The sequence below is a fragment of the Klebsiella sp. SWET4 genome (assembly GCF_024296565.1).
Lineage (GTDB): Bacteria > Pseudomonadota > Gammaproteobacteria > Enterobacterales > Enterobacteriaceae > Klebsiella > Klebsiella variicola.
The window spans coordinates 260,036-285,079 of record NZ_JANCOB010000008.1 but is presented as its reverse complement, the minus strand read 5'-3'; the positions used below and the strand labels follow the sequence as shown (position 1 = coordinate 285,079).

The window sequence follows — 25,044 nt, the reverse complement described above, 5'->3', positions numbered from 1 at the left end:
GGGGTACAGGGGGCGGCGGCGACTGGCCGCCCCCTGTGCGCTCCCTGCGCCATGAATGACATAACGCAGAAGACTAACCGGGAGCGCAAACTACGCTGAAGCCACAGATAATATAAACAACCACACCGCAGTGCTTCCCCTCACCCTGTCCCTCTCCCGGAGGGAGAGGGAACCGTCCGGCTGGCGTTTAGACCTGCCAAGCGCAGCGCCGCCGGGCAAGATATCAGGCACGGTACCCCTGGTATTGCCGGGTGGCGGCTGGCGCCTTACCCGGACTACAGGATCCTCTCATAGGCTCACACCCCGCAGGCCCGGCAAGCGCAGCGCGACCTGGCCGTGTCATTCGCGGGCCAGCTTACGCTGATTCTTTTGCCGCAGCTTTTTCGCCCGACTCTCCAGCAGCAGATAAGCCACCGTTGCCAGCAGCAGCGGCAGGAAATAATAGAGCGCGCGCCAGGCGAGCAGGGCGGCGATAATCGCGCCCTTCGAAATCTCCTCTCCGGAGAGCATGGCGATAAACACCGCCTCCAGCACGCCGATACCGGCCGGAATATGAACGATCACCCCGGCGATACTGCTCACCAGCAGCACCCCTAATACCAGGAAATAGTTAATTTCGCTGCCCAACAGCAGCCAGATTATCGCCCCCATCGCCATCCAGTTCGCCGCCGAGATCCCCATCTGCAGCAACGCGAAGCGCCAGGAGGGCAGCACCAGCCGCTGGCCTTTAATCGTCAGGTGACGGCGTTTGGCAAACGCGCAACCGAACAGATAGCAAAGCGTAAGGATCAGCATCACCCCGCCGATAATGCGCAGAGTGGTCTGGCTGATGTACCAGTGCGGCGGCAGCTTCACCAGATCCGCCGTAAATATCACCCCACCGAGCAGGATATAGCCCAGCCAGTTGGTGGTAATGCTTAATGAAAAAATACGGGTGATGGTGCCGCCGTTGAGCCCCAGCCGCGAGTACAGCCGGTAGCGCATGCCGATCCCGCCGACCCAGGTGCTGAGCGTCAGGTTAAAGGCATAGCAGATAAACGACACCAGCATCACCTGGCGTTTCGCCAGCTTATGCCCACAATAGGCCCGGCCAAGCAGATCGTAGCAGCCGTAGATCAGATAGCTGACGATGACCAGCGCAATGGCGCTAAACAAGGCCAGCCGATCGTAGCCGCGGATCACCTTCCACACGTCCTGCCAGTCGACTTTTTGCGCGTAAATCACCAGCAGGACGATCACCGCGATAAAAAAGAGCACGGTAAGTACTCTTTTCGCCATCCGCCAGCGGGGATGCGATTTGCTCATAGCGGATTATCCCTGGTTTGTGAGTCGACACGATCCTGGGTTTCAATCTCCGGCTGCACCGGCGGGCTGACCCTGGCCAGCCGCGGCGTATGGGCTGGTAGCCAGCCGACCCACGCCGGGAAGTGGCGCAGAAAGTGGAAGGCCATCACGCTGACGCCCAGCCGCCACCAGTTGCGTTTCGGCAGCATCGTTTTATCGATCCGCTGGCAATCCCTGGCGATAAGCCCGTTAAGGTTATCGCGCAGCGTCTGGTTAAACACCCGGTCGTGGATAATCAGATTGGCTTCCAGATTCAGCGACAGGCTCAATGGATCCAGGTTGCTCGACCCGACGGTGGCCCAGTGGTCATCCGCCAGGGCGACCTTGCCATGCAGCGGACGGCGGCGATATTCGTAGATCTGCACCCCGCCCTTAACGAGATAGTGATAGAGCAGGTGGGCGCCAAACTTCACAATCGGAATATCCGGCTCGCCCTGGACGATCAGCTTGACCCGCACGCCGCGTCGCGCAGCGTTGCGCATCGCATGCAGCAGGCGGTAGCCGGGAAAGAAATAGGCGTTGGCAATGATCACCTCCCGGCGGGCGCTGGTGAGCATCTTCAGGTAGTGGCGTTCGATATCGTCGCGGTGATCCTGGTTGTCGCGCCAGATGAACAGCGCCTGCGCCTCGCCGGGAGTCTGGTTGATCTCTGGCTGGTGGCGACGGCGGCGCCACCAGCGGCGGGCGGTTTCGCTGTTGGGCAGGTTCTCCAGCTCGAACTGGAGAATATCAAGCACCACCGGCCCCTCGACCTGCACCGCATAATCCTGTTTCGCCTCCGGGCCGTAGTCGCTCATATGCTCGGCGGAGTAGTTGATGCCGCCGACAAAGGCGGTGGTGTCGTCAATCACCACGATTTTACGGTGCATCCGACGGAACAGGTTGGTGCGCATCCCCATCAGCTTAGGGCGCGGATCGTAGTAGCGAAAAATCACCCCGGCGGCGGTCAGTTCGCCGACAAACTCATCGCTGAGATCCGGCGAGCCGTAGCCGTCAAGCAGCACCTCCACCTGAATACCGCGGCGGGCGGCTTTCAGCAGCACCGCGTGCAGCCGCCAGCCCACCTCATCTTCAAACCAGATAAAGGATTCGAGGATCACCCGCCGGCTGGCGCGACCAATAGCCGCAAACAGCGCCGGATAATACTGGTCGCCGTTCTCCAGTAGCGTAATGCGGTTGCCTTCCTGCCAACGACATTTCACAAGTGTATCTCCACGCTAAGGGGCGCATGATCGGACAGATGCCGCCATTGTTTGAGGGCCAGCGCCTTCGGGTGGCTGGCGTGGGCGTTTTTGACATAAATACGATCGAGGCGCAGCAGCGGAAAACTGACCGGAAACGTACGCGCCGGCCGTCCGCGGGCGCGGGTAAAGATCTCTTCCAGCCCGGCTTGCGCTTTTAACGGCTGATTCGCCTGCTGACGCCAGTCGTTAAAATCCCCGGCCACCACCACCGGCTCACCGGCGGGGAGGGTATTGACCCATTCTGCCAGCATGGTCAACTGCGCCTGCCGTTGGTCGGCGCGTAAACCCAGGTGAACGCAGATCACATGGATCGTCACGCCGCTCTCTGGCGGCACGATGCGGCAGTAAAGCAGACCGCGTTTCTCGCCGTTGCCGACTGAAATATCCCGATTTTCATAGTATTCAATGGGAAAGCGCGACAGTACGGCATTGCCGTGGTGGCCTTCCGGATAGACCGCGTTGCGCCCGTAGGCGTAATCGCTCCACATGGTGTCGGCGAGAAATTCATAATGGGTGGTATCTGGCCAGTTCTCGATGTGCAGCGGGTGAACCTCGTGAGCGCCCATCACTTCCTGCAGGCAAACAATATCCGCGCTGACGCTGCGCACGGCGTCGCGCAACTCGGGCAAAATAAAACGCCGATTAAACGCCGTAAAGCCTTTATGGGTGTTAATTGTCAGCACGTTCAACGAAAATCCCGACGTTGGCTCAGCCATAATTCTCCAGTAAATGTCACTTTCCTGAATAAAATAGTGTAGTAGACGTCACAAAAAGATGCGGTGTTACGGAATTTTCCGTAAAGTGCGGTACTCTGAGTAGCAGAGAAAAATCCTTCAGGAGAGAAGCCATGAAGTGGCAACAACGTGTACGCGTCGCAACAGGTCTTAGTTGCTGGCAGATTATGTCGCATCTACTGGTCGTGGCAGTGCTGGTGATGGGATGGATGAGCGGCGCGCTGGTGCGCGTCGGATTGGGGCTGTGCGTCCTCTATAGCGTCACGCTGCTGGCGATGCTGTTTTTGCAGCGTCACCACGAGGCGCGCTGGCGCGATGTGGGAGACTTCCTTGAGGAGCTCACCACCACCTGGTACTTTGGCGCGGCCATGATAGCGCTGTGGCTGCTGTCGCGCGTGCTGCACAACAACCTGCTGCTGGCCCTCGCCGGGCTGGTGATACTGGCAGGCCCGGCGGTGGTCTCGCTGCTGGCGAAAGATAAAAAACTACGCAATCTTTCTTCGGAACATCGCATACGCCGCTGAGCCGGTGGTGGCCGCTATGACCAGTAGCGGCCACAAACTTCCCCACACAATCTTCAGACTCGCATCCTTCAGATAAATTTGCTTGGTGATATCGGTAAAATGGCGGATCGGGTTTATCCAGGTCAGATCCTGCAGCCACTGCGGCATATTTTCCACCGGTGAAACGTAGCCCGAAAGCAGGATCGCCGGCATCATAAAGACGAACACGCCGATAAACGCCTGCTGCTGGGTGGCGCACAGCGATGAAATCAATAAACCGAAGCCCACCAGCGATAAGCCATAAATCACCATCGTGAAATAGAACAGCAGCAGCGAGCCGGCAAACGGGATTTGATAGGCCCAGATACCAATCGCCAGCACGATAGTCGCCTGCAGGGTGGCGACGATCAGCGCCGGCACTGCTTTGCCAACGAAGATTTGCCAGGTGGCGAGGGGCGAGACCAGCAACTGATCGAGGGTACCCTGTTCGCGCTCACGGGCCACCGACAACGACGTCACGATCATCACTCCGATGGTGGTGATCATGGCGATAAGCGACGGCACCACGAACCACTTATAGTCGAGATTCGGGTTGTACCAATTGCGCACCACCAGTTCGCTGTTGTTCGGCTTCGCTTTCCCCTCCAGCAGCTCCTGCTGATAGTTTTTTACGATCTGCTGCAGGTAGTTGGCGGCGATTTGCGCGCTGTTGGAGTTGCGCCCGTCGAGCAGGAGCTGCAGCGGGGCGGTTTGATAGTTGTCGAGATTACGCGAGAAATCCGCCGGGAAGCGTACCACCAGCAGGGCTTTTTGTTCATCGATGGTCGGCTGGATAGCCTGCGGGCTTTTCAGCAACAGGACGTGGGTAAAGGCTTTGGCGCGGGCGAAGCGCTGAGTGAGTTCCACCGCGTGGCGGCCGCTGTCTTCGTTGTAGATGGCGATGGTGGCGTTGGTCACCTCCAGCGTCGCGGCAAAGGGAAACAACAATACCTGAATCAGCACCGGCATGATTAAAATTGCCCGCGTTTGCGGCTCGCGCAGCAGCGACTGCAGCTCTTTGCGGATCAATGTCCATAAACGGTGAAACATAATTGCTCCTTTGGCCCATTCAACCACGCCGGGCGGCACTGCGTTTGCCCGGCCTGGGGGATCGGCGAACCGTATAATCGATGTTGGTTAAACCGTAGGCCCGGTCAGCGCAGCGCCACCGGGCAAAACCTAATCCAGACGCCGCTTGGTTTTTAACCACGTCAGGCCGATAAACATCACCGCCGACGCAATCAAAAACAGCACATTCACCAGCAGCACCACCGGAATATTGCCCGCCAGAAACAGGCTTTGCAGGGTGTTGACGAAATAGCGCGCCGGGATCACGTAGGTCACCGCGCGGATCACCGCCGGCATACTGTCTATCTGGAAAATAAACCCGGACAGCATAATCGACGGTAAAAACGCGGCATTCAGCGCCACCTGCGCGGCGTTAAACTGGTTGCGGGTAATGGTTGAGATCAGCAGCCCCATCCCCAGGGTGCTGAGCAAAAACAGACTGGTGATGACAAACAGGATCGGCAGCGAGCCGCGATAGGGCACGCCGAGAATAAATACCGACACCAGCATACAGAGCAACATCGCCAGCATGCCGAGGAAATAGTAGGGAATGAGCTTGCACAGCAGCAGTTCGGCGCGGGTGATCTCCGTCGACAGCAGCGCCTCCATGGTGCCGCGCTCCCATTCGCGCGCCACCACCAGCGAGGTCAGGATCGCGCCGACCACGGTCATGATGATGGTAATTGCGCCGGGGATAATAAAGTGCTGGCTAATAGCCGCCGGGTTAAACCAGTAGCGCATCTGCACGTCGATCAGCGGTTCAAAGGTTTCGCCGCGGTCTTCCGCCCGCTGCTGCTGCCAGATCTGCCAGATACCTTCCACGTAGCCCTGAGCGAAGTTGGCGGTATTGGGCTCGCTGCCGTCGGTGATGAGCTGCAGCGGTGCGTCGGCGCCGGCGCGGGCCATCTGGCGGTCGAAGTCCACCGGAATGACCACCATGGCGCGGATGCGCCCGGCCTGCATCATTTGAATCAGTTGCTGGCGATTATCGCTGACCGTGGCGTCGATATAGGGCGAGCCGGTCATGGTATGGACGAAATCCAGCGCCTCTTCGCTCTGTTGCTCCAGCAATACGCCGACCCGCAGTTTGCTGGAGTCGAGGTTAATGCCATAGCCGAAGATAAACAGCAGGAGTAGCGGGATCACCACCGCGATCAGCCAGCTGCTGGGATCGCGGACGATCTGCCGGGTCTCTTTGACGCACAGGGCGCGGACCCGCCGCCAGGAGAGAATGCTATTGCTCATGGCTATTCTCCTTATCCCAGCGGTTAATCAGGGTAATGAACGCCTGCTCCATGGTCGGGTCCGTCTGGCTGTCATCCGCCGCCTGGGCCTTCAGCGCGTCCGGGGTGCCGCTGGCGATAAGTTTACCGTGGTAAACCAGCCCGATACGGTCGCAGTATTCCGCCTCATCCATAAAGTGGGTGGTCACCATCACCGTCACCCCTTTATCGACCATGCTGTTGATATGCAGCCAGAACTCGCGGCGGGTGAGGGGGTCGACGCCGGAGGTTGGTTCATCGAGAAACAGAATATCGGGCTCATGCATCAGCGAGCAGGCCAGCGCCAGCCGCTGCTTGTAGCCGAGCGGCAGCTCGTCGGCGGCGTGACGGGCGATACTTTTCAGGCCAAAGGCATCGCTCATTCGGGCGATTTTTTCATTTTGCGCCCGGCCGCGCAGGCCATAGACGCCGGAGAAAAAGCGCAGGTTCTGCTCGACGCTGAGGTTGCCATACAGCGAAAATTTTTGCGCCATATAGCCCAGATGCTGGCGCGCCTTGCCAGAGCTGACCTTAAGATCCATCCCCAGCACCAGCGCTTTGCCGGAGGTGGGCACCAGCAGGCCGCACATCATTTTGAAGGTGGTGGATTTCCCGGCGCCGTTGGGGCCGAGCAGGCCGAAAATTTCACCGCGCTTAACCTGGAAATCGACGTGGTCGGTAGCGGCGAAATCACCAAACTTTTTCGTTAACGACTGGGCTTCAATGACCGTTTCGTCTTTGCTGCCGTCAACACGATGGATAATCGCTCCCAACGGCGATTCGGCGGTTCCCGCTCCGCCGAGCAGATCGATAAACGCATCTTCAAAGCGCGGCGCGGTGTCGGCCACCTGCAGCGGCGGCATGTCGCCATGCTGCTGGACTTCCTCAATGCGGGCGTCCTTTTTCAGGATCAGGCGCACCGATTTGCCCTGGATCACGCCATCGCTGACCTGCGGCAGCTTCAGCGCCCGCTGCAGCAGACGGCGGTTGTTTTCCTGTGGGCTGGAGACGAGGAAACTGCGCCCGGCCATGGTTTGCGTCAGCGCCGTCGGCTCACCCTGGTAGAGCAGTTTGCCTTCGTTCATCAGCAGCACGTCGCGGCATTGTTCCGCTTCATCGAGATAGGAGGTGCTCCACAGGATCAGCATGCCGTCGCCGGCCAGCTCGTGCACCATCTGCCACAGCTCGCGGCGCGAGATAGGGTCGACGCCGACGCCGGGCTCATCCAGCAGCAGTACTTTCGGGTCGCCCACCAGGGTACAGGCGAGCCCCAGCTTTTGCTTCATGCCGCCGGAAAGCTTGCCTGCCAGCCGTTCGGTGAACGGGCCAAGGGAGGTGAACTCCAGCAGACGGTCGAAAATTTTCTTCCGCGCCTCGCCGGTGACGCTGCGCAGGTCGGCGTACAGGGTCAGGTTTTCCATCACCGTCAGATCTTCATACAGGCCGAACTTCTGCGGCATATAGCCGAGCACCGCGTGCAGGGCGCTGTCGTCTTTTAGCGGGTCGAAGCCGATCACGCTGGCGCGGCCCTCATCAGGCTTGAGCAAACCGGCCAGCATTCGCATCAGGGTGGTTTTCCCCGCGCCGTCGGGCCCCACCAGCCCGGTGACGTAGCCGGCGTGGATCGTGCAGGTGAGCGGCGTCACCGCTGGCCTGTCCATTCCGGGAAAACGGCGGCTCAGACCGTTTAAGGCAATGATGGCCTCACTCATGTCCGTTCCCGTGGTTAAAGGAGACGGTCACCGGCATCCCCTGGCGCAGGGCGCCGTCGGCATCGTTCACCACAATACGCAGACGATAAACGAGGTCGGTACGCAGATCCGGCGTTTCAACGGTCTTCGGCGTGAATTCAGCGCTTGGCGAGACAAAGCCGATTTTGCCGTGATAGGGCTTATCCGGCCGGCTGTCGGTATACAGCAGCACTTCACGTCCCGGCTGCGCCTGACCAAGGTTTTTTTCGTCAACATAGGCGCGGACCCATACCGGATGGGTTAACGACAGCGTCAGTACGGTGCCGCCGGCGTTGAGCATGGTGCCGGGCTCGACGGCGCGGGTCATCAGCGTACCGTCGGAAGGGGCGGTGAGCACGGTATCGTGCAGGTCCAGTTTAGCCTGGGCCAGCGCCGCCTGCGCCTGTTCCAGACTGGCTTTGGCCTGGGCAATCTCCTGCGGGCGGTTACCGGCGCGATACTGACGCAGTTTATCCTGCGCCGATTTGAGCGTTGCCTGCGCCTGGTCGCGTGAGGAGCGGGCGTTCTCCAGATCGTTGGCGGAAATCGCGCTGCTGGCGCGCAGCCCGAGCTGGCGCTGATAAAAGTTTTGCGCATAGTCGTAAGCGGCCTGCGCCTGTTTCACCGCCGCCGCGGCCTGGGCAATCTCTTCCGCGCGGTAGCCGGCCATCATCAGGTCATACTGCGCCTGGGCGGCGGAGACGTTGGCCTGGGCCTGCAGCAGGGCATTTTCATACGGCGCGCGATCAAGCTCGCCGAGAGTTTGCCCGGCGCGGATGCTGTCGCCTTCGTCGACGGTCAGCGAAGCCAGTCTGCCGCCGACGCGGAAGCTCATGTTGACGGTGCGGATATCGACATTGCCATACAGGGTCAGCGGCTGCTGCCGGCTGCTCTGGTACCACCACCAGCCGCCGCCCAGCGCGGCGAGAAGAATCACGATCAGCAGAATGACGACGACGGGTTTTTTCATCAGCCCAAACTCCTTTGCGATAACCCATGCAGAATGAAATCGATATGACAGGTAATGACCTCGAAAATCTGTTCGGTCTTTTGCGCGTCAAACTGCGTCCAGCCGGTGCGTAGCAGGATGGTTTCACGCCCAAGACGGAAAGCCAGCACCTCGCCCAGCAGGGCGTGGGTGTGGAGGATCATTTGCGTATCACCGGCATCGCGGCCTGTCCAGGCGGCAATCAGCCGGGTGAGATAGTGGTGCAGGGGGGCGATCACCTGCTGGTGGATCAGATGGTAGGCGGCGGTCGGCGCCAGCTGCTCACGGGAAATGAATTTGCTTAAGTTGACCGTATCATCCTGGGTCAGCAGCAGGATCATGTTATGGCAGGCGTTGAGAATGAGGGCGCGTATTGCCTGGCGATCCGGCGACTTCCCGGCGAGCAGGGCCTCCGCCGCTTCGGCCTGTGGGCGAAAATTGTCGCCGATAAAATCGGCGATCCATTGGGCACAGGCGAGATATAAGTCGTCTTTCGAGCCAAAATAATAGGTGATAGCGGCGATATTCTGCCCGGCCTGGGCGGCGATATCGCGGGTGGTGGCATGCTGACCATACTCGCCAAACTGGGCGATAGCGGCCGCGATAAGCTGATTTTTTGCCTGTTCGCCTTTACTGGTCATCGCGCTCGGTAAAAGTTAATCAATCGATTGATTAACTTTAGGCCTCGATCGGCGGTTTGTCCACCAGCCGGGATCAAATATGGAACCCTTCCTCCTTCAGCTCCCCGGCGACCCAGGCGAAGAAACGCTGGACCTTCTCCTTCTGTTCATTGGCATGGGGAAGAACGAAGTGGTGCGCGCCGACCGGCATACTCCGCTCGTCGTCAAATACCGGCGTCAGCTGCCCCTGACGCACGTGCCCGCCGGCCAGCAGATTGCTTTCGAGGATCACGCCCATCCCCATTCTGGCCGCCTCGATGCTCATGTACGACCGGTCGAAATTAAAAATGAAGTTTTTATGCCAGCCGCGGACCTTGTGCCACGACAGCCAACTGCTCCAGTTAATTAAGGTGCTGTCGGAGTGGATCAGATCGCAGGCCAGCAGATCTTCCACCGCATGCACAGGATGGCTGGCTAAATAAGACGCTGCGCTGTAGGGCAGGACACACTCATTTTTAATGGTTCTGACCAACAGCGTTGGCCACTGTGATAGCCCGTGACGAATATCGATATCAATATTATCCCGGGAGAACTGGATGCTTTCGTAGGAACAGGTCAGGCTGATTTTTAACTCCGGCCACGCCTGGCGAAATTTATCCAGGCGAGGCATCAACCACAGCAGGCCGAAGCTCGGCGCCGAGTGAATACGTAAATAATCCTGATGGATATCATTGATCACCTGGCTGGTGGCCTGGCCAATCATATTCAGCGCCCCGGAGACCTCTTTGAGATATTTTTCTCCCACCGCCGTTAACATGACGCCTTTACTGCTGCGGGAGAACAGTTTTTTCCCCAGAAAGTGCTCCAGGCTGGCTATCTGATGGCTGACCGCCGAGGCGGTAATATTGAGATTCTCTGCGGCCAGGTTGAGGCTGCCGGTAGCGGCGACTTCAATAAAGGCCTGGATATTGCGTAAAGAGGGCATCGGCAAATTTTTATTGGGCAGCGGTTGACTCATGGCAGCATCCTGGGCTGGGCGTTTCTAAAAGAAAATAGCGAACAGCGTGGCGCAGTCGTGATAGCCAGCATAGGGAAAAGGAAAAAAATGATTTTAATTTGTGATGGGCTTAACAATTTATCTCGTTAAAAGCGCGCGTGTCAGTAAAAACTAAAAATTTGCGGGAAGTCACTAACTCAATTTTTCTCAATCATAATTGAGGTTTTTTGAATACCGTTTCATTTTGGGGTTGTTATATTCCTCTCACAGGCCTGATCACAAACGGCGATGCGTTGAGATCGCCATTATAAAACACCTAACCACCTGTTTAGCTGAGCGAAAAGATATTTATCTTTTGCTGCTGTATGGAAAGTGAAAACGCGGTGATCCGAAGCGGCAACGGGCAGCGAAGTGGATGAGGTATAAGATGAGGAAACCCTATGTCACGTATAGATACACTAGTCTGTACTGACGCCAGGAAAACGAAATATCGTTTCGTGGTTTTGACGATGATTTTCCTGGTGTATGCCATCAATTACGCCGACAGAACCAATATTGGCGCGGTTCTGCCGTTTATCATTGATGAGTTTCATATCAATAATTTTGAAGCCGGGGCCATCGCCAGTATGTTTTTCCTCGGCTATGCGGTAAGCCAGATCCCGGCCGGTTTTTTCATCGCCAAACGCGGTACCCGGGGGCTGGTTTCGCTGTCCATTTTCGGCTTCTCCGCCTTTACCTGGCTGATGGGCACGGTGAGCTCCGTGTTTGGCCTGAAGCTGGTGCGGCTGGGACTGGGGCTAAGCGAAGGGCCTTGCCCGGTGGGGCTGGCTTCCACCATAAATAACTGGTTTCCACCAAAAGAGAAAGCCACAGCAACCGGCGTTTACATCGCGGCGACCATGTTTGCGCCGATTATTGTCCCGCCGCTGGCGGTGTGGATTGCGGTGACCTGGGGCTGGCGGTGGGTCTTTTTCTCCTTCGCGATACCCGGGATTGTGGCAGCGATAGCCTGGTATCTATTGGTGAAGTCAAAGCCATCAGAAAGCGGATTTGTTTCACAAAGTGAACTGGCAGAGATTAATGCCGGGCGTGAAAGTCATAATAATAGCGTACGCGAAAATATATTAATTGCCGATCGATTCACCTGGCTGGATAAAATCATTCGGGTAAAGAAGATGGCGCCAATTGATACGGCGAAAGGCTTATTCACCTCAAAAAATATTCTCGGTGACTGCCTGGCGTATTTTATGATGGTTAGCGTGCTGTACGGATTATTAACCTGGATCCCGCTGTACTTAGTCAAAGAGCGTGGCTTTGATGTAATGAGTATGGGTTTCGTGGCCAGTATGCCGTGCATCGGCGGCTTTATTGGCGCGATTGGCGGCGGGTGGATTTCAGATAAAGTCCTGGGCCGCCGACGTAAACCCACCATGATGTTTACTGCCGTGTCAACGGTGGTCATGATGTTAATTATGCTGAATATCCCGGCAAGCACCCTGGCGGTCTGTATTGGATTATTTTTTGTCGGTTTTTGTTTGAATATCGGCTGGCCGGCTTTTACCGCCTACGGTATGGCCGTTTCGGACAGCAAAACCTATCCAATCGCCTCTTCCATAATTAATAGCGGCGGCAACCTCGGTGGATTTGTCGCGCCGATGGCAGCCGGTTTCTTACTTGATAAAACCGGGAGTTTTAATTCTGTATTTACCTATTTTGGTATCTGCGCCGCCATTGGTTTGGTGGTGATTCTTTTCCTCGATGAACCACAATAACGGAAATATATCCTGTTAATTAATATGACGTAATGTCATGGAGTGAAACTATGTTATTAGAAGATAAAGTCGCCATTATTACTGGCGCGGCCTCCGCTCGCGGTTTGGGTTTCGCCACCGCGAAATTATTCGCCGACAACGGCGCGAAAGTGGTCATTATCGACCTCAATGGTGAAGCCAGCAAAACCGCGGCGGCGGCATTAGGCGAAGGCCATCTCGGCCTGGCGGCGAACGTCGCTGATGAAGTGCAGGTACAGGCGGCCATCGAACAAATTCTGGCGAAATATGGCCGGGTTGATGTGCTGGTGAATAACGCCGGGATTACCCAGCCGCTGAAGCTGATGGAGATCAAGCGCGCCAACTATGACGCGGTACTTGATGTCAGCCTGCGCGGTACGCTGCTGATGTCGCAGGCGGTTATTCCCACCATGCGGGCGCAAAAATCCGGCAGCATCGTCTGCATCTCGTCCGTTTCCGCCCAGCGCGGCGGCGGTATCTTCGGCGGCCCGCACTACAGCGCGGCAAAAGCCGGGGTGCTGGGTCTGGCGCGGGCGATGGCGCGCGAGCTTGGCCCGGATAACGTCCGCGTTAACTGCATCACCCCGGGGCTGATTCAGACCGACATTACCGCCGGCAAGCTGACCGACGACATGACGGCCAACATTCTTGCCGGGATCCCAATGAACCGCCTCGGCGACGCGGTAGACATCGCGCGCGCTGCGCTGTTCCTCGGCAGCGACCTCTCTTCCTACTCCACCGGTATCACCCTGGACGTTAACGGCGGCATGTTAATTCACTAAGCGAGGCAACAGATGAAGATGACCGAATCACAAAAAGTCGCCGCGGCGGCGTGGCGTATTCGCCGTTACGCCCTGCAAATGGGGGAAGTGCAGGGGCAGGGCTATATCGGCCAGGCGCTGGGCTATGCCGATGTGCTGGCCACCGCCTTCAGCCACGCCATGACCTATCGTCCGGAAGATCCCGAGTGGGAGGGGCGCGATCGCTTCCTGCTCTCTCATGGCCATTACGCTATCGCTTATTATGCCGCGCTGCTGGAGGCGGGCATTATCCCGGAAGCCGAGCTGGAAACTTACGGCTCCGACGACAGCCGCCTGCCGATGTCCGGCATGGCGACCTACACCCCAGGCATGGAGATGTCCGGCGGTTCGCTGGGACAGGGGCTGTCCATTGCCGTCGGCATGGCGCTTGGGCTGCGGCAGAAACAGAGCACGGCCTGGGTCTATAACTCCATGTCCGATGGGGAGCTGGACGAAGGGTCGACCTGGGAAGCGGCGATGTCGGCGGCTCACTATGGCCTGAGCAACCTGATTAACCTGGTCGACGTCAACAAACAGCAGGCCGACGGCGATTCACGCAAAATCCTCGGCTTTGAGCCGCTGCAGGATAAATGGGCCGCCTTCGGCTGGTACGTACAGCGCGTGGACGGTAACGATCTGCCGGCGGTGATGGCCGCCTTTGACAACGCGAAAAGTTATTCCGGCAACCAGCCGCGGGTCATTTTATGCGACACGCTGATGGGCAAAGGGGTGCCGTTCCTCGAAACCCGCGATAAAAACCATTTTATTCGCGTCGATGCCGACGAATGGCAAAAAGCGATTGCGGTGCTGGATGCTAACAAACCAGAAGGAGTGCTGTAATGAGCCAGAGTCAACCCCGTTTAAAAACGTCGGCGATGATCGCCTCGATTGCCGATGAAGGCCAGGCGACCATCTCTGCGCCCTTCGGCGTCGCGCTGTCAAAACTGGCGGCGCAGCGTCCGGAAATCGTCGGCATGACCGCGGACCTGTCAAAATATACCGATCTGCATATTTTCGCCCAGGCCTTCCCGGATCGTTTCTTCCAGATGGGCATGGCCGAGCAGCTGCTGATGGCGGCGGCGGGGGGAATGGCGAAGGAGGGATTTATTCCTTTCGCCACCACCTATGCCGCCTTTGCAACCCGTCGCGCCTATGATTTTATTCATCAGGTCATCGCTGAAGAGCATCTGAACGTGAAGATCTGCGCGGCGCTGCCGGGCCTGACGACCGGTTATGGCCCCAGCCATCAGGCCACTGAAGATCTGGCGATTATGCGCGGTATCCCCGGCATGGTCATCGTCGATCCTTGCGATGCGCTGGAGATAGAGCAGGCGGTGCCGGCCATTGCCGATCACCAGGGGCCGGTGTATATGCGCCTGCTGCGCGGTAAGGTGCCGCTGGTGCTGGATAAATACGACTATCAGTTCGAACTGGGTAAAGCAAAGCTGCTGGAGGACGGCAACGATGTGCTGATCATCTCCTCCGGGCTGATGACCATGCGCGCGCTGGAGGCGGTTGAAAAGCTGCGGGCCGATAACATCAGCGTGGCGGTCCTGCACGTGCCGACCATCAAACCGCTGGATGAAAAAGCGATTATTGAACAGGCGTCGAAGCCAGGTCGTCTGGTGGTGACTGCGGAAAACCACACCGCGGTCGGCGGCCTGGGGGAGGCGGTGGCCGCGCTGTTGATGCGTAAGGGTGTGCGCTGTGAGCTGGATACTGTGGGGCTGCCCGACGCGTTCCTGTTAGCCGGCGCGCTGCCGACCCTTCACGATCGCTACGGCATCTCCACCGCGAAGATCGTTGAAAAACTTAAGTATCGTCTGCGTTAATCGCTTTGCCATGACGCACCAGGCCGCTGAGCGCGCTCAGCGGCCTTCTCATGCCCGCCAGCCAGGCGCGGTATTCTTTTGCAGATTTTATGCGGCCTGTCACAAAATCTGCTAGACTGCGCCCCTTCATGGCATTGTGGTTTTTGCCATTTCTTATCGCAATAATCTCCCTGAAAACTACGCCCTTCACCGGGCCGGGGCGGTTCGGAGTTGTTATGTCTTTTGATTCCCTTGGCCTGAATCCCGATATCCTGCGCGCTGTCGCTGAGCAGGGCTACGTTGAGCCGACCCCTATCCAACAGCAGGCGATCCCGGCAGTAATGCAGGGGCGCGACCTGATGGCCAGCGCCCAGACCGGTACCGGTAAGACGGCGGGCTTTACCCTGCCGCTGCTGCAGCGCCTGATTGACAAAGAGCCGCACGCAAAGGGTCGCCGTCCGGTACGCGCGCTGATCCTGACCCCGACCCGTGAGCTGGCGGCGCAGGTGGGCGAGAACGTCCGCGATTACAGCAAGTACCTGAATATTCGCTCGCTGGTGGTATTCGGCGGCGTGAGCATCAACCCGCAGATGATGAAGCTGCGCGGTGGCGTCGACATCCTCGTTGCCACCCCGGGCCGTCTGCTGGACCTCGAACATCAGAACGCGGTCAGCCTTGATAGCGTGGAAATCCTTGTGCTGGACGAAGCGGACCGCATGCTGGATATGGGCTTTATCCATGACATCCGTCGCGTACTGGCTAAACTGCCGGCGCGTCGACAGAACCTGCTGTTCTCGGCGACCTTCTCCGACGAGATCAAGGGCCTGGCCGAGAAACTGCTGCACAACCCGCTGGAAGTGGAAGTGGCGCGTCGCAACACCGCGTCCGAGCAGATCACCCAGCACGTCCATTTCGTTGATAAGAACCGCAAGCGCGAACTGTTGTCGCAGCTGATCGGCGAAGGCAACTGGCAGCAGGTGCTGGTGTTTACCCGCACCAAGCATGGCGCCAACCACCTCGCGGAGCAGCTTAATAAAGACGGCATCCGCAGCGCGGCGATCCATGGCAACAAGAGCCAGGGAGCGCGTACCCGCGCGCTGGCCGACTTTAAATCCGGCGGCATTCGCGTGCTGGTGGCGACCGATATCGCCGCCCGTGGTCTGGATATCGAAGAGCTGCCGCACGTGGTGAACTACGAGCTGCCGAACGTACCGGAAGATTACGTCCACCGTATCGGCCGTACCGGTCGCGCGGCGGCCACCGGTGAAGCCTTGTCGCTGGTGTGTGTGGATGAGCATAAGCTGCTGCGCGATATCGAGCGCCTGCTGAAAAAAGAGATCCCGCGCATCGCGATTGCCGGCTATGAGCCGGATCCGTCCATTAAAGCCGAACCTATCCAGAACGGTCGCCAGCAGCGCGGCGGCGGTCGTGGGCAAGGTCAGGGACGCGGTGGCCAGGGTCAGGGACGCAGCGGACAGCCGCGCAGCCAGAACAGCGCCCCGCGCCGTCAGGACGGCGAGGCGCCGAAAGCGCGTACGCAGGACGGCAAACCGCCGCGCCGCCGTCGTCCGCGTAAACCGGCTGGCGAATAACACGCTGATGCCTCGGCCGCGATAACGCGGCCCGGCTCAGGCCCGTCTGTCCGCTACGCGGCGGCGGGCCTTTTTCTTTCCATTACACTATTTGTCGAGCACGCTTCCACACTCAGCAGAAAGCAATACCTCCAGGCGGGCAAAAATGGCACAATAGTGGCTGTTTATACAGTATTCAGGTTTTCTCATGGCTTTGACCGCTGCGCTGAAAGCGCAAATCGCCGCCTGGTATAAGGCGCTTCAGGAACAGATCCCGGACTTTATTCCCCGCCCCCCGCAGCGGCAGATGATCGCCGATGTGGCGAAAACCCTCGCCGGGGAAGAGGGCAGGCATCTGGCTATCGAAGCGCCGACCGGCGTCGGTAAAACGCTGTCATACCTGATCCCGGGCATCGCCATCGCCCGGGAGGAACAAAAAACGCTGGTGGTCAGCACCGCCAACGTCGCCCTGCAGGATCAAATCTACAGTAAAGACCTGCCGCTGCTGCGTAAAATTATTCCCGACCTGCGCTTTACCGCCGCCTTCGGTCGTGGGCGCTACGTCTGTCCGCGTAACCTGACGGCGCTGGCCAGCACCGAGCCGTCGCAGCAGGATCTGCTGGCCTTCCTCGATGACGATCTCACCCCGAACAACCAGGCCGAGCAGAAGCTGTGTGCGACCCTGAAGCAGGACCTCGACAGCTACCGCTGGGACGGCCTGCGCGATCATACCGATAAAGCCATCGATGACGCGCTGTGGAGCCGGCTGAGCACCGATAAGGCCAGCTGCCTGAACCGCAACTGCCACTACTATCGCGAGTGCCCGTTCTTCGTGGCGCGGCGGGAAATTCAGGAGGCGGAAGTGGTGGTGGCCAACCATGCGCTGGTGATGGCGGCGATGGAGAGCGAGGCAGTGCTGCCGGAGCCGAAAAACCTGCTGTTGGTCCTCGATGAAGGCCATCATCTGCCGGACGTCGCCCGCGACGCGCTGGAGATGAGCGCCGAGATCACCGCCCCCTGGTTTCGCCTGCAGCTGGATCTGTTCTGCAAGCTGGTCGCCACCTGCATGGAGCAGTTTCGTCCGAAAACCACGCCGCCGCTGGCCAATCCGGAGCGGCTCACCGGCCATTGCGAGGAGCTGTTCGAGCTGATTGCGTCGTTGAATAATATTCTCAATCTCTACATGCCCGCCGGTCAGGAAGCGGAGCATCGCTTCCCGATGGGCGAACTGCCGCAGGAGGTGATGGAGATCTGCCAGCGGCTGGCGAAGCTCACCGAGATGCTGCGCGGGCTGGCGGAGCTGTTTCTTAACGATCTCAGCGAAAAGACCGGCAGCCATGACGTGGTGCGCCTGCATCGGGTGCTGCTGCAGATGAACCGCGCGCTCGGCATGTTTGAAAGCCAAAGCAAGCTATGGCGCCTGGCGTCGCTGGCGCAATCCTCAGGCGCGCCGGTAACCAAATGGGCGACGCGAGTGGTGCGCGACGGCCAGATCCATGTCTGGTTCCACTGTGTCGGCATCCGCGTCAGCGATCAGCTGGAACGGCTGCTGTGGCGCAGCGTGCCGCATATCGTCGTGACGTCAGCGACGCTGCGCTCGCTAAACAGCTTCTCGCGCCTGCAGGAGATGAGTGGTCTGAAGGAGAAAGCGGGTGACCGCTTCGTGGCGCTGGATTCGCCGTTCAACCACGTGGAGCAGGGGAAAATTATTATTCCTCAAATGCGCTATGAACCGCTGATGGATAACGAAGAGCAGCACATTGCCGAGATGGCGGCCTATTTTCGCCAGCAGGTAGAGAGCAAGAAACATCTCGGGATGCTGGTGCTGTTTGCCAGCGGGCGGGCGATGAACCGCTTCCTGGAGCATGTGACCGATCTGCGCCTGATACTGCTGGTGCAGGGCGACCAGCCGCGCTATCGGCTGGTGGAGCTGCATCGCAAACGGGTGGAAAGCGGCGAGCGCAGCGTGCTGGTGGGTCTGCAGTCCTTTGCCGAAGGGCTGGATTTAAAGGGCGATCTGCTAAGCCAGGTACATATCCATAAAATCGCCTTTCCGCCCATCGACAGCCCGGTAGTGATCACCGAAGGCGAATGGCTGAAAAGCCTTAATCGTTACCCTTTCGAGGTACAGAGTTTGCCCAGCGCCTCCTTTAATCTTATTCAGCAGGTGGGGCGTCTGATCCGCAGCCATCACTGCTGGGGAGAGGTGGTGATTTACGATAAGCGTCTGTTGACCAAAAACTATGGCGCGCGTCTACTGAACGCGTTACCTGTTTTTCCCATAGAGCAGCCGGGCGTCCCGGAGGTTATAGTAAAACGGAAAGCAAAACAGACAGCAAAACAGTCAGGCCGCAAACGTCGCTGACGCCGGCGCGTGATGCACCAGGGGGAGCCATGGAGTACAGCAAAATTATAAAAGAGGTGGGTCGCGGTAAGAATCATGCCCGCGACCTCGATGAAGAGACCGCCCGTGCGCTCTATGCGCGGATGCTGGACGGCGAGGTGCCGGAGCTGGAGCTGGGGGGAATATTAATCGCCCTGCGCATCAAAGGCGAAGGCGAAGCGGAGATGAAAGGGTTTTACGCGGCGATGCAGCAGCATACGCTGCGCCTGACCCCGCCGGCCGGCAAGCCGATGCCGATTGTCATCCCCAGCTACAACGGCGCGCGCAAGCAGGCGAACCTGACGCCGCTGCTGGCGATGCTCCTGCACAAGCTGGGGTTTCCGGTGGTGGTTCACGGCGTCAGTCACGATCCCACCCGGGTGCTGACCGAGACCATTTTTACCCTGCTGGATATTCCGGCCACCCGGCACGCCGGACAAGCTCAGGCGCAGCTGGAGGGCCATGAACCGGTGTATATCCCGGTGGGGGCTTTCTGTCCGCCGCTGGAGAAACAGCTGGCGATGCGCTGGCGGATGGGCGTGCGCAACAGCGCCCATACCCTGGCCAAGCTGGCTACACCGTTTGGCGAAGCGGAGGCATTGCGTCTCTCCAGCGTGTCGCATCCGGAATATGTTCCGCGGGTGGCGAACTTCTTTCGTGAGACCGGTGGCCGCGCGCTGTTGATGCACGGTACCGAGGGCGAAGTGTATGCCAACCCGCAGCGCTGCCCGCAGATCAGCCTGATCGATGAGCAGGGCGTGCGGGTGCTGTACGAACGCCAGACTGAGACGGCAGCGGAGGCGGTGGTCCTGCCGGCCTCGAAAGATCCTGAGGTCACCGCGCGCTGGATCGAGCGCTGCGTCGCCGGCGTCGAACCGGTGCCCCACTCGTTGAAAATTCAGCTTGCCTGTTGTCTGCTGGCCAGCGGGGAAGTCACCACCCTGGAGCAGGGCCTCAGCCGCGTCAACGACTGCTGGTGATCGGATCTGCAGGATAAAAAAAAGCCCGTCCGGTGGCTCGGACGGGCAAGGCAAGGGTATTAAAGGTCTTTTCAGGGTTAATTCAGTGGCTTACAGAGGGAACAGCGATTATTTATAGATAACCGCAGTACCGCTCAGTTTGTTGTTGGTGTTAGCGGAAGTAATGCTGTAGCCGGTCGCGCCAGCGGCTTCGGCTTTAGCAGCCAGTTTTGCTTCCAGACCATCTAAAGTGGTTGCGCCTTGCGCAGACACCACACCGATTTTATTCATGCTTTCAGCCTGAGTGGGGGTGACCGGTTCGGCGGCAAAGGCGCCGAAGGAAAGGGCGGTCAGAGCGATGGCAGCGGCAGCATATTTGATGTTTTTCATAGTTAATCTCTCGCAGGTTGTTCTGTTCAGGGGACGATGTTCCGTCGATGTGATAAGTATCACGCTTTTTTGCGGGAGATAAAATCGAAGGAAATTCACAGTCTACATCGAATTTTTTGAATGATTAATAATTTACTGATTATTAATAAATTATTTCTCATTCTTTTCGTCACGAAGCGTAGCGAGGAAGACCGACGCGTTTAAGGGCACATATTGCGACTTTTTCCGCCAAAAAATGTGCGCGAAAAGATAATGCGAAAGGCTGTCATGAACGGTAAAGGAAAGTCAGCGTAGCTGGCTATCCTTGGATCCGCGACGATTATATCCTGAAAATGTATTGTTATGTAAATCTTTCTCCTGCTGGCACTTCACGCAATATCTGACCCCTGGGATGGCCTGTCGACGGGCCTCCGGAATCGGCTCTCCACATTCATCACAAAATTTGTTGCTTTCGCCGCGCGGAAGCTCACGGCGCGCGCGAGCCACCGCATCGTCAATGGTGCTGTCGATCTGATCCTGAACGGCCCCATCGCCTGCCCAACCTGATGCCATCGTCTGCCTCCTGTGAAAGGTTATTGATAAATTATAGCTGAACCGTGCAGTCGGTTACCGCTACTGGCGGCATTGACCCGCCAGGCTATCGCCCCCTGGCGGTGGGCCTTATCCGCGAGGGCGGCCACCAGATCATCAAGGGTGCTGGCACCGGAGGCGGAGACGGTGCCGACAGGGCGGAGCGGCCCGGCATAGGGCAGTACGGGTGTCGGTGGCAGGGGAGAGGCCGCGGTGGCATGAGCGGTGAGCGCAGCGGCGAATAGCAGCGAGGTGATTTTCATCAGCATATCCTCATAAACAGCATGGGACATATCTTAAGTGTAGGTCTTTCCCGACCGTGCGATAGGGAATTTTTAATGCAAAACAAGGCGTTTAGTAGGCTACCGGCGCAGGGCAGCGGTACTCTGGCCGGTAGATTATTTAGCGGGCGTCAGGGCGGATCATGTCAAAACGCAGACTATCATCAATACTGTAATAGGCGCTCGGACCTCCGGCGCGCAGGATCGGCTGGGCGCGGGCGGTTTGATAGATGCCGTTGTCCAGCAGTGATTCATCAATATGCACGGCGACCACTTCGCCGAGCACCAACCACGTATCAACAGGGTTACCGTCGGCGGTGGTGAGTTGAATACATTGCGACAGACGGCACTCAAAGTTCACCGGACTCTCCGCGACTCGGGGGGCGCTGACCAGGCGGCTGGCGGCGGCGGTGAGGCCGGCGCGCACGAACTCGTCCTCATGGTGCGGGATCGAGGCAGACGTTTCATTCATCGCCACGGCCAGCGGTCGCGTCGCCAGGTTCCAGACGAACTCCTTCGTCTCGACAATATTTCGCACGCTGTCTTTCCAGCCGCTGCTGGCGAAACCAATGATCGGCGGGCGATAGTTAAAGCAGTTAAAAAAGCTGTATGGCGCCAGATTTCGCTGGCCCTCGGCGTCCTGCGAGGCGATCCAGCCTATCGGGCGAGGCCCGATTATCGCGTTCAGCGGGTCATGCGGCAGGCCGTGGCCCTGCGAAGGTTGATAAAAGTACATGCTGCACCTGTCACGGATAAAGGAGATATCCAGACTCCCTTATTTACCGCGCCGCCGTCAACGGGTATCTTACGCGGCTGTTCAAAGGAGATTGTCATGAAAGCCCAGAAACCGGGGTTACACCCGCGTAACCGCCACCATCAACGCTACGACCTGCCTGCGCTCTGCCAGGCGCATCCTGACCTGCAGGGATACATTACGCTCAATCCGCTGGGTGAGCAGACCATTGATTTTGCCAATCCGCAGGCAGTAAAGGCGTTGAATAAAGCGCTGCTGGCGCATTTCTACGCGGTCAAACACTGGGACATTCCTGACGGTTTTCTCTGTCCGCCGGTGCCCGGGCGTGCCGATTATATTCATCATCTGGCGGATCTGCTGGCGCAGGATAGTGGCGAGGTGCCGAAGCAAGCCACGATCCTTGATATTGGCACCGGCGCCAACCTCATCTATCCCCTGATCGGCGTTCACGAGTACGGCTGGCGTTTCACCGGCAGCGAAATCAGCCCGGAGGCCTTCGCCAGCGCGCAGGCGATTGTCAATGGCAACCCCGGATTGACCCGGCAGATCCGTCTGCGTCGGCAAAAAGAGAGCCAGGCCATCTTCCACGGCGTGATCCACAAAAACGAGACCTATGACGCCACGCTGTGTAATCCGCCGTTCCATGACTCCGCAGAGAGCGCCCGGGCGGGCGGTGAGCGCAAGCGCCGCAATCTCGGACTCGGCGCCGACAGCGCGCTTAACTTTGGCGGTCAGCAGCAGGAGCTGTGGTGCGAAGGAGGCGAAGTGGCCTTTATCTCGCAGATGATCCGCGAAAGTCAGGCCTTCGCCCGCCAGGTGAAATGGTTTACCTCGCTGGTGTCGCGCGGCGACAATCTGCCGCCGCTCTACCGCCTGCTGACCGAGGTTGGGGCCGTGAAAGTGGTGAAAAAAGAGATGGCCCAGGGTCAAAAGCAGAGCCGCTTTATCGCCTGGAGCTTTATGGACGACGCCAAACGCCGCCGTCCGTTCTAACTACTCGGCGGCCGGGCTGTCTGAGCCCGGCATCGGCAGCTGTTGCCAGGTCTGTACCGGGGCGCGAACCCCGGCGCGATCGAAGTGCTTTTTCACCTGAGTGTCGAGGGCAAAGCGCACCGTCCACTGCTTCAGCGGCAGTGTAGTGAAGCTGACGCGTAGCGTAAAGGCGGTATTGCTCAGCCCCACCAGCCCGGCGAACGACGGTTCGCCAATGATCAGGCCGCGGATCTCCTCCTGGGCCAGCAGATCGTCCACCGCCGCCTTCAGCGCCTGGCTGGCTTTATCCAGATCCTCATGACGGTCGACATCATAGTTGGCGACTACCGAGCCAATGCCGCGCACGAAGTTGGCAAAAGTGGTGATCGAGGACCAGGGAATAATGTGATAGGCGCCGGTATCCTGCCGTACCCCCACGGAGCGAATCGACATTCGTTCCACGGTGCCGGTCAAAGGGCCGATGGTGACCAGGTCGCCGGTATTCATCCCGTTCTCAAACTGGATAAATATGCCGGTGATAATATCTTTAACCAGCGTTTGCGCGCCAAACGAAATCGCCAGCCCTAACGCCCCGGCGCCCGCCAGCAGCGGCGCAATGTTAACCCCAATCTCCGAAAGCAGGATCATCACCGTGATGGTGCTGATCACCACCGCCAGCGCGTTGCGAAACAGGGTCAGCAGCGTCCGGGCCCGCGCGCTGGGCAGCGGGCGACCATGGATATCCGAGGCCAGCCGGTTTTCGATCAGGCTGGCCAGCACCGTCCAGCCGATGGCAGAGAAGAAGAGGATGAGGGCGATGCGGATCAGCACATCCACCGTTTTTTGCCCGGCATCGTTATGCAGCCATTCGCGGAAGTCAAACAGGCCCCAGGCGCTCAGCAGCAGCATGACGGCGACGCAGACGGTGAGAATGCGCGCGGCCTTCAGCGAGGCGGAGATCCAGCCATTCAGCCGCTTTTGCAGCTCAGGATAATTGCGCTGGGTGGCGGGTGACAGGGTGATGGTTTTGGCTATCCAGCGCGACAGGATGCCGGACACCAGCGCCGCGCCGCCGATAATGGCCAGGCTGCGCAGGGTGGCGCCCATCATGAATTTCAGGCTATTGCCCGGGTCGAACAGGGAGAAGAAAAAGAGCACCACAAAGTAGGCGCAGGCCAGCCAGTGCCAGACCAGCGCGAAGGCGCGGATAAACAGGCTAAAGAAGGAGAGCGAACGGTCGGCCAGATGGATTAGACCCTGCGTAATCAAGGTCTTGTTATGAAAAATCAGGTACAGCGCCCACAGCGTAATGCACAGCATGATGACGACGTTAGCCAGCGCGCCAACCTGAACATTCACCTGATTGGAGATAATCGGCACCGCGACGATCAGGCCATAGCCAATCAGGCTGCTGAGCGCGCTCAGGCGCAGGCTCCAGTATGACGCGGCTTCGTCGCTGAGGTTAAAGGGCCGGAGCGCCGGGATGCGCGGGCAGAAAATGAGCCGCAGAATGGCTTTAAAAAACTCGATCAACGCGAAGGCGTTGAGGAAAAGACTCTGCTGGAAGGCGATGGTGGGGTTATTACCATTCAGGCGATCGCTTAACAACTGGCCGACAAACAGGGTCAGCGCCAGCAGCAGCAGGTCGATAACAAACGCCCCGGCGATGGTCAGGGGCAGCTGGAGCCAGTTTCCGCGATCGCGGTTTTTATGCCGCCCCCATTCACCCATTTTGCGATACAGCGGCAGCGCCGCAAGACGCACCAGCCACCAGAAGGCAAAGACCAGGCCGGCCAGCAGTAAAAAATGCCAGGCCGCGCTGGTGAAGGTTTGCGAATTAAAAGGTTTATGCGGTGAGCCGGTGATATTGCGCCACAGTTGAGAGAAGCGAGACGAGAGCTGCTCGCCGTATTCCCGGCTGATCTGCGTGACGTTCTCCAGCACCGTGGTCTCTTCTTTCACCGCCGGCGGCGTCAGCGTCGGGGTGCTGTCTGGCGGCGGCGTGGCGGCTGCTTTACGCAGCTGGTCAATGAGCTCCTGACGGGCGCTGTCGTTAGCCAGCACGTCAGCCAGCGCGGCGTAGGCCGCTCTTTTCTGTTCCGCATCGGGTTCGCTGGCGCTGGTTTTATCGGCGTTAGCTGTCGGCACGCCGGGCAGGGCGGCGGCGGAAAGCGGGGCAGTAAACAGTGCAGCGAGCAAAAGCAGGATCCACGGCATGGGCACCTCCGTTGCAA

General features: G+C 58.6%; 23 protein-coding genes. 9 read left to right on the top strand and 14 right to left on the bottom strand.

The window, feature by feature from the left end:
- Positions 1 to 339 precede the first annotated feature (339 nt).
- From NKJ21_RS19105 to NKJ21_RS19095, 3 genes are read right to left on the bottom strand one after another with little or no spacing between them, the layout of a single operon-like run.
- On the bottom strand, positions 340 to 1,305 hold the full coding sequence (locus NKJ21_RS19105) for a YbhN family protein (RefSeq protein WP_023322254.1): 966 nt from the start codon (positions 1,303 to 1,305) through the stop codon (positions 340 to 342).
- Positions 1,302 to 2,546 (bottom strand): cardiolipin synthase ClsB, encoded by a 1,245-nt coding sequence (clsB, locus tag NKJ21_RS19100; RefSeq protein WP_008805753.1) that lies wholly within the window; start codon positions 2,544 to 2,546, stop codon positions 1,302 to 1,304. Before clsB ends, NKJ21_RS19105 begins: the two co-directional genes overlap by 4 nt.
- Positions 2,543 to 3,304 carry an endonuclease/exonuclease/phosphatase family protein gene (locus NKJ21_RS19095; protein WP_008805754.1) on the bottom strand — a complete coding sequence of 254 codons (762 nt, stop codon included), beginning with the start codon at positions 3,302 to 3,304 and terminating at the stop codon, positions 2,543 to 2,545. Before NKJ21_RS19095 ends, clsB begins: the two co-directional genes overlap by 4 nt.
- A gap of 131 nt (positions 3,305 to 3,435) precedes the next feature.
- Here NKJ21_RS19095 and NKJ21_RS19090 point away from each other — a divergent pair, with 131 nt between their 5' ends.
- Positions 3,436 to 3,846 carry a YbhQ family protein gene (locus tag NKJ21_RS19090; protein WP_254733144.1) on the top strand — a complete coding sequence of 137 codons (411 nt, stop codon included), beginning with the start codon at positions 3,436 to 3,438 and terminating at the stop codon, positions 3,844 to 3,846.
- Here the strand turns inward: NKJ21_RS19090 and NKJ21_RS19085 are convergent.
- From NKJ21_RS19085 to NKJ21_RS19060, 6 genes are all read right to left on the bottom strand, one after another.
- A complete protein-coding gene (locus NKJ21_RS19085) occupies positions 3,808 to 4,914 on the bottom strand; it encodes an ABC transporter permease (protein ID WP_012542389.1) in 1,107 nt (368 codons plus the stop codon). The two genes, NKJ21_RS19090 and NKJ21_RS19085, sit on opposite strands and share 39 nt — an antisense overlap.
- A gap of 129 nt (positions 4,915 to 5,043) precedes the next feature.
- A complete protein-coding gene (locus NKJ21_RS19080) occupies positions 5,044 to 6,177 on the bottom strand; it encodes an ABC transporter permease (protein ID WP_008805757.1) in 1,134 nt (377 codons plus the stop codon).
- Positions 6,167 to 7,906 carry an ATP-binding cassette domain-containing protein gene (locus NKJ21_RS19075; protein ID WP_254733142.1) on the bottom strand — a complete coding sequence of 580 codons (1,740 nt, stop codon included), beginning with the start codon at positions 7,904 to 7,906 and terminating at the stop codon, positions 6,167 to 6,169. Before NKJ21_RS19075 ends, NKJ21_RS19080 begins: the two co-directional genes overlap by 11 nt.
- Positions 7,899 to 8,894 carry a secretion protein HlyD gene (hlyD, locus tag NKJ21_RS19070; protein ID WP_064166108.1) on the bottom strand — a complete coding sequence of 332 codons (996 nt, stop codon included), beginning with the start codon at positions 8,892 to 8,894 and terminating at the stop codon, positions 7,899 to 7,901. The genes NKJ21_RS19075 and hlyD overlap by 8 nt, the downstream gene beginning before the upstream one ends.
- Positions 8,894 to 9,553 carry a transcriptional regulator CecR gene (gene cecR, locus NKJ21_RS19065; protein ID WP_008805760.1) on the bottom strand — a complete coding sequence of 220 codons (660 nt, stop codon included), beginning with the start codon at positions 9,551 to 9,553 and terminating at the stop codon, positions 8,894 to 8,896. The genes hlyD and cecR overlap by 1 nt, the downstream gene beginning before the upstream one ends.
- A 73-nt stretch (positions 9,554 to 9,626) precedes the next feature.
- Entirely contained in the window at positions 9,627 to 10,550 is a 924-nt protein-coding gene (locus NKJ21_RS19060) for a LysR substrate-binding domain-containing protein (RefSeq protein WP_012542386.1), read from the bottom strand.
- Positions 10,551 to 10,969: 419 nt separating this feature from the next.
- Here NKJ21_RS19060 and NKJ21_RS19055 point away from each other — a divergent pair, with 419 nt between their 5' ends.
- The 7 genes from NKJ21_RS19055 (at position 10,970) to ybiB (ending at position 19,864) form a co-directional block, all read left to right on the top strand.
- Positions 10,970 to 12,301 (top strand): MFS transporter, encoded by a 1,332-nt coding sequence (locus NKJ21_RS19055; protein WP_012542385.1) that lies wholly within the window; start codon positions 10,970 to 10,972, stop codon positions 12,299 to 12,301.
- Positions 12,302 to 12,351: 50 nt separating this feature from the next.
- The gene (locus tag NKJ21_RS19050) at positions 12,352 to 13,101 is read left to right on the top strand and encodes an SDR family NAD(P)-dependent oxidoreductase (protein ID WP_016160530.1); all 750 of its coding nucleotides are present in this window, start codon (positions 12,352 to 12,354) and stop codon (positions 13,099 to 13,101) included.
- A 12-nt stretch (positions 13,102 to 13,113) separates the two neighbouring features.
- Positions 13,114 to 13,959, top strand: coding sequence for a transketolase (locus tag NKJ21_RS19045; protein WP_023297255.1), 846 nt, complete (start codon positions 13,114 to 13,116; stop codon positions 13,957 to 13,959).
- Complete coding sequence (locus NKJ21_RS19040) at positions 13,959 to 14,951, top strand: transketolase family protein (protein WP_008805765.1); 993 nt, start codon at positions 13,959 to 13,961, stop codon at positions 14,949 to 14,951. Before NKJ21_RS19045 ends, NKJ21_RS19040 begins: the two co-directional genes overlap by 1 nt.
- A 215-nt stretch (positions 14,952 to 15,166) precedes the next feature.
- Positions 15,167 to 16,522: an ATP-dependent RNA helicase RhlE gene (gene rhlE, locus NKJ21_RS19035; RefSeq protein ID WP_008805766.1), complete on the top strand. Its 1,356-nt coding sequence runs from the start codon at positions 15,167 to 15,169 to the stop codon at positions 16,520 to 16,522.
- Between the two features lie 187 nt (positions 16,523 to 16,709).
- Positions 16,710 to 18,866, top strand: coding sequence for an ATP-dependent DNA helicase DinG (dinG, locus tag NKJ21_RS19030; RefSeq protein ID WP_032735011.1), 2,157 nt, complete (start codon positions 16,710 to 16,712; stop codon positions 18,864 to 18,866).
- 29 nt (positions 18,867 to 18,895) lie between these two features.
- Positions 18,896 to 19,864, top strand: coding sequence for a DNA-binding protein YbiB (gene ybiB, locus NKJ21_RS19025; protein ID WP_008805768.1), 969 nt, complete (start codon positions 18,896 to 18,898; stop codon positions 19,862 to 19,864).
- A 108-nt stretch (positions 19,865 to 19,972) separates the two neighbouring features.
- On the opposite strand, the gene ybiJ is transcribed toward ybiB, so the two are convergent.
- From ybiJ to NKJ21_RS19005, 4 genes are all read right to left on the bottom strand, one after another.
- The gene (ybiJ, locus tag NKJ21_RS19020) at positions 19,973 to 20,233 is read right to left on the bottom strand and encodes a DUF1471 family protein YbiJ (protein WP_042946977.1); all 261 of its coding nucleotides are present in this window, start codon (positions 20,231 to 20,233) and stop codon (positions 19,973 to 19,975) included.
- Positions 20,234 to 20,518: 285 nt separating this feature from the next.
- Positions 20,519 to 20,785 carry a DksA/TraR family C4-type zinc finger protein gene (locus tag NKJ21_RS19015; protein ID WP_002895824.1) on the bottom strand — a complete coding sequence of 89 codons (267 nt, stop codon included), beginning with the start codon at positions 20,783 to 20,785 and terminating at the stop codon, positions 20,519 to 20,521.
- Positions 20,786 to 20,805: 20 nt separating this feature from the next.
- Positions 20,806 to 21,066 carry a DUF1471 domain-containing protein gene (locus NKJ21_RS19010; protein ID WP_016160534.1) on the bottom strand — a complete coding sequence of 87 codons (261 nt, stop codon included), beginning with the start codon at positions 21,064 to 21,066 and terminating at the stop codon, positions 20,806 to 20,808.
- A gap of 139 nt (positions 21,067 to 21,205) precedes the next feature.
- Positions 21,206 to 21,820 carry a flavin reductase family protein gene (locus NKJ21_RS19005; RefSeq protein ID WP_012968656.1) on the bottom strand — a complete coding sequence of 205 codons (615 nt, stop codon included), beginning with the start codon at positions 21,818 to 21,820 and terminating at the stop codon, positions 21,206 to 21,208.
- Positions 21,821 to 21,916: 96 nt separating this feature from the next.
- On the opposite strand from NKJ21_RS19005, the gene rlmF reads away from it, so the two are divergent.
- Complete coding sequence (rlmF, locus tag NKJ21_RS19000) at positions 21,917 to 22,831, top strand: 23S rRNA (adenine(1618)-N(6))-methyltransferase RlmF (RefSeq protein ID WP_008805773.1); 915 nt, start codon at positions 21,917 to 21,919, stop codon at positions 22,829 to 22,831.
- On the opposite strand, the gene ybiO is transcribed toward rlmF, so the two are convergent.
- Positions 22,832 to 25,027 carry a mechanosensitive channel protein gene (ybiO, locus tag NKJ21_RS18995; RefSeq protein ID WP_012542377.1) on the bottom strand — a complete coding sequence of 732 codons (2,196 nt, stop codon included), beginning with the start codon at positions 25,025 to 25,027 and terminating at the stop codon, positions 22,832 to 22,834.
- Positions 25,028 to 25,044 lie beyond the last annotated feature (17 nt).

Coding starts and splice junctions, on each gene's coding strand:
- NKJ21_RS19105 (WP_023322254.1), bottom strand. CDS start 1,305: ATGAGCAAATCGCATCCCCGCTGGCGGATGGCGAAAAGAGTACTTACC.
- NKJ21_RS19095 (WP_008805754.1), bottom strand. CDS start 3,304: ATGGCTGAGCCAACGTCGGGATTTTCGTTGAACGTGCTGACAATTAAC.
- NKJ21_RS19090 (WP_254733144.1), top strand. CDS start 3,436: ATGAAGTGGCAACAACGTGTACGCGTCGCAACAGGTCTTAGTTGCTGG.
- NKJ21_RS19085 (WP_012542389.1), bottom strand. CDS start 4,914: ATGTTTCACCGTTTATGGACATTGATCCGCAAAGAGCTGCAGTCGCTG.
- NKJ21_RS19080 (WP_008805757.1), bottom strand. CDS start 6,177: ATGAGCAATAGCATTCTCTCCTGGCGGCGGGTCCGCGCCCTGTGCGTC.
- NKJ21_RS19075 (WP_254733142.1), bottom strand. CDS start 7,906: ATGAGTGAGGCCATCATTGCCTTAAACGGTCTGAGCCGCCGTTTTCCC.
- hlyD (WP_064166108.1), bottom strand. CDS start 8,894: ATGAAAAAACCCGTCGTCGTCATTCTGCTGATCGTGATTCTTCTCGCC.
- cecR (WP_008805760.1), bottom strand. CDS start 9,553: ATGACCAGTAAAGGCGAACAGGCAAAAAATCAGCTTATCGCGGCCGCT.
- NKJ21_RS19060 (WP_012542386.1), bottom strand. CDS start 10,550: ATGAGTCAACCGCTGCCCAATAAAAATTTGCCGATGCCCTCTTTACGC.
- NKJ21_RS19055 (WP_012542385.1), top strand. CDS start 10,970: ATGTCACGTATAGATACACTAGTCTGTACTGACGCCAGGAAAACGAAA.
- NKJ21_RS19050 (WP_016160530.1), top strand. CDS start 12,352: ATGTTATTAGAAGATAAAGTCGCCATTATTACTGGCGCGGCCTCCGCT.
- NKJ21_RS19045 (WP_023297255.1), top strand. CDS start 13,114: ATGAAGATGACCGAATCACAAAAAGTCGCCGCGGCGGCGTGGCGTATT.
- NKJ21_RS19040 (WP_008805765.1), top strand. CDS start 13,959: ATGAGCCAGAGTCAACCCCGTTTAAAAACGTCGGCGATGATCGCCTCG.
- rhlE (WP_008805766.1), top strand. CDS start 15,167: ATGTCTTTTGATTCCCTTGGCCTGAATCCCGATATCCTGCGCGCTGTC.
- dinG (WP_032735011.1), top strand. CDS start 16,710: ATGGCTTTGACCGCTGCGCTGAAAGCGCAAATCGCCGCCTGGTATAAG.
- ybiB (WP_008805768.1), top strand. CDS start 18,896: ATGGAGTACAGCAAAATTATAAAAGAGGTGGGTCGCGGTAAGAATCAT.
- ybiJ (WP_042946977.1), bottom strand. CDS start 20,233: ATGAAAAACATCAAATATGCTGCCGCTGCCATCGCTCTGACCGCCCTT.
- NKJ21_RS19015 (WP_002895824.1), bottom strand. CDS start 20,785: ATGGCATCAGGTTGGGCAGGCGATGGGGCCGTTCAGGATCAGATCGAC.
- NKJ21_RS19010 (WP_016160534.1), bottom strand. CDS start 21,066: ATGAAAATCACCTCGCTGCTATTCGCCGCTGCGCTCACCGCTCATGCC.
- NKJ21_RS19005 (WP_012968656.1), bottom strand. CDS start 21,820: ATGTACTTTTATCAACCTTCGCAGGGCCACGGCCTGCCGCATGACCCG.
- rlmF (WP_008805773.1), top strand. CDS start 21,917: ATGAAAGCCCAGAAACCGGGGTTACACCCGCGTAACCGCCACCATCAA.
- ybiO (WP_012542377.1), bottom strand. CDS start 25,027: ATGCCGTGGATCCTGCTTTTGCTCGCTGCACTGTTTACTGCCCCGCTT.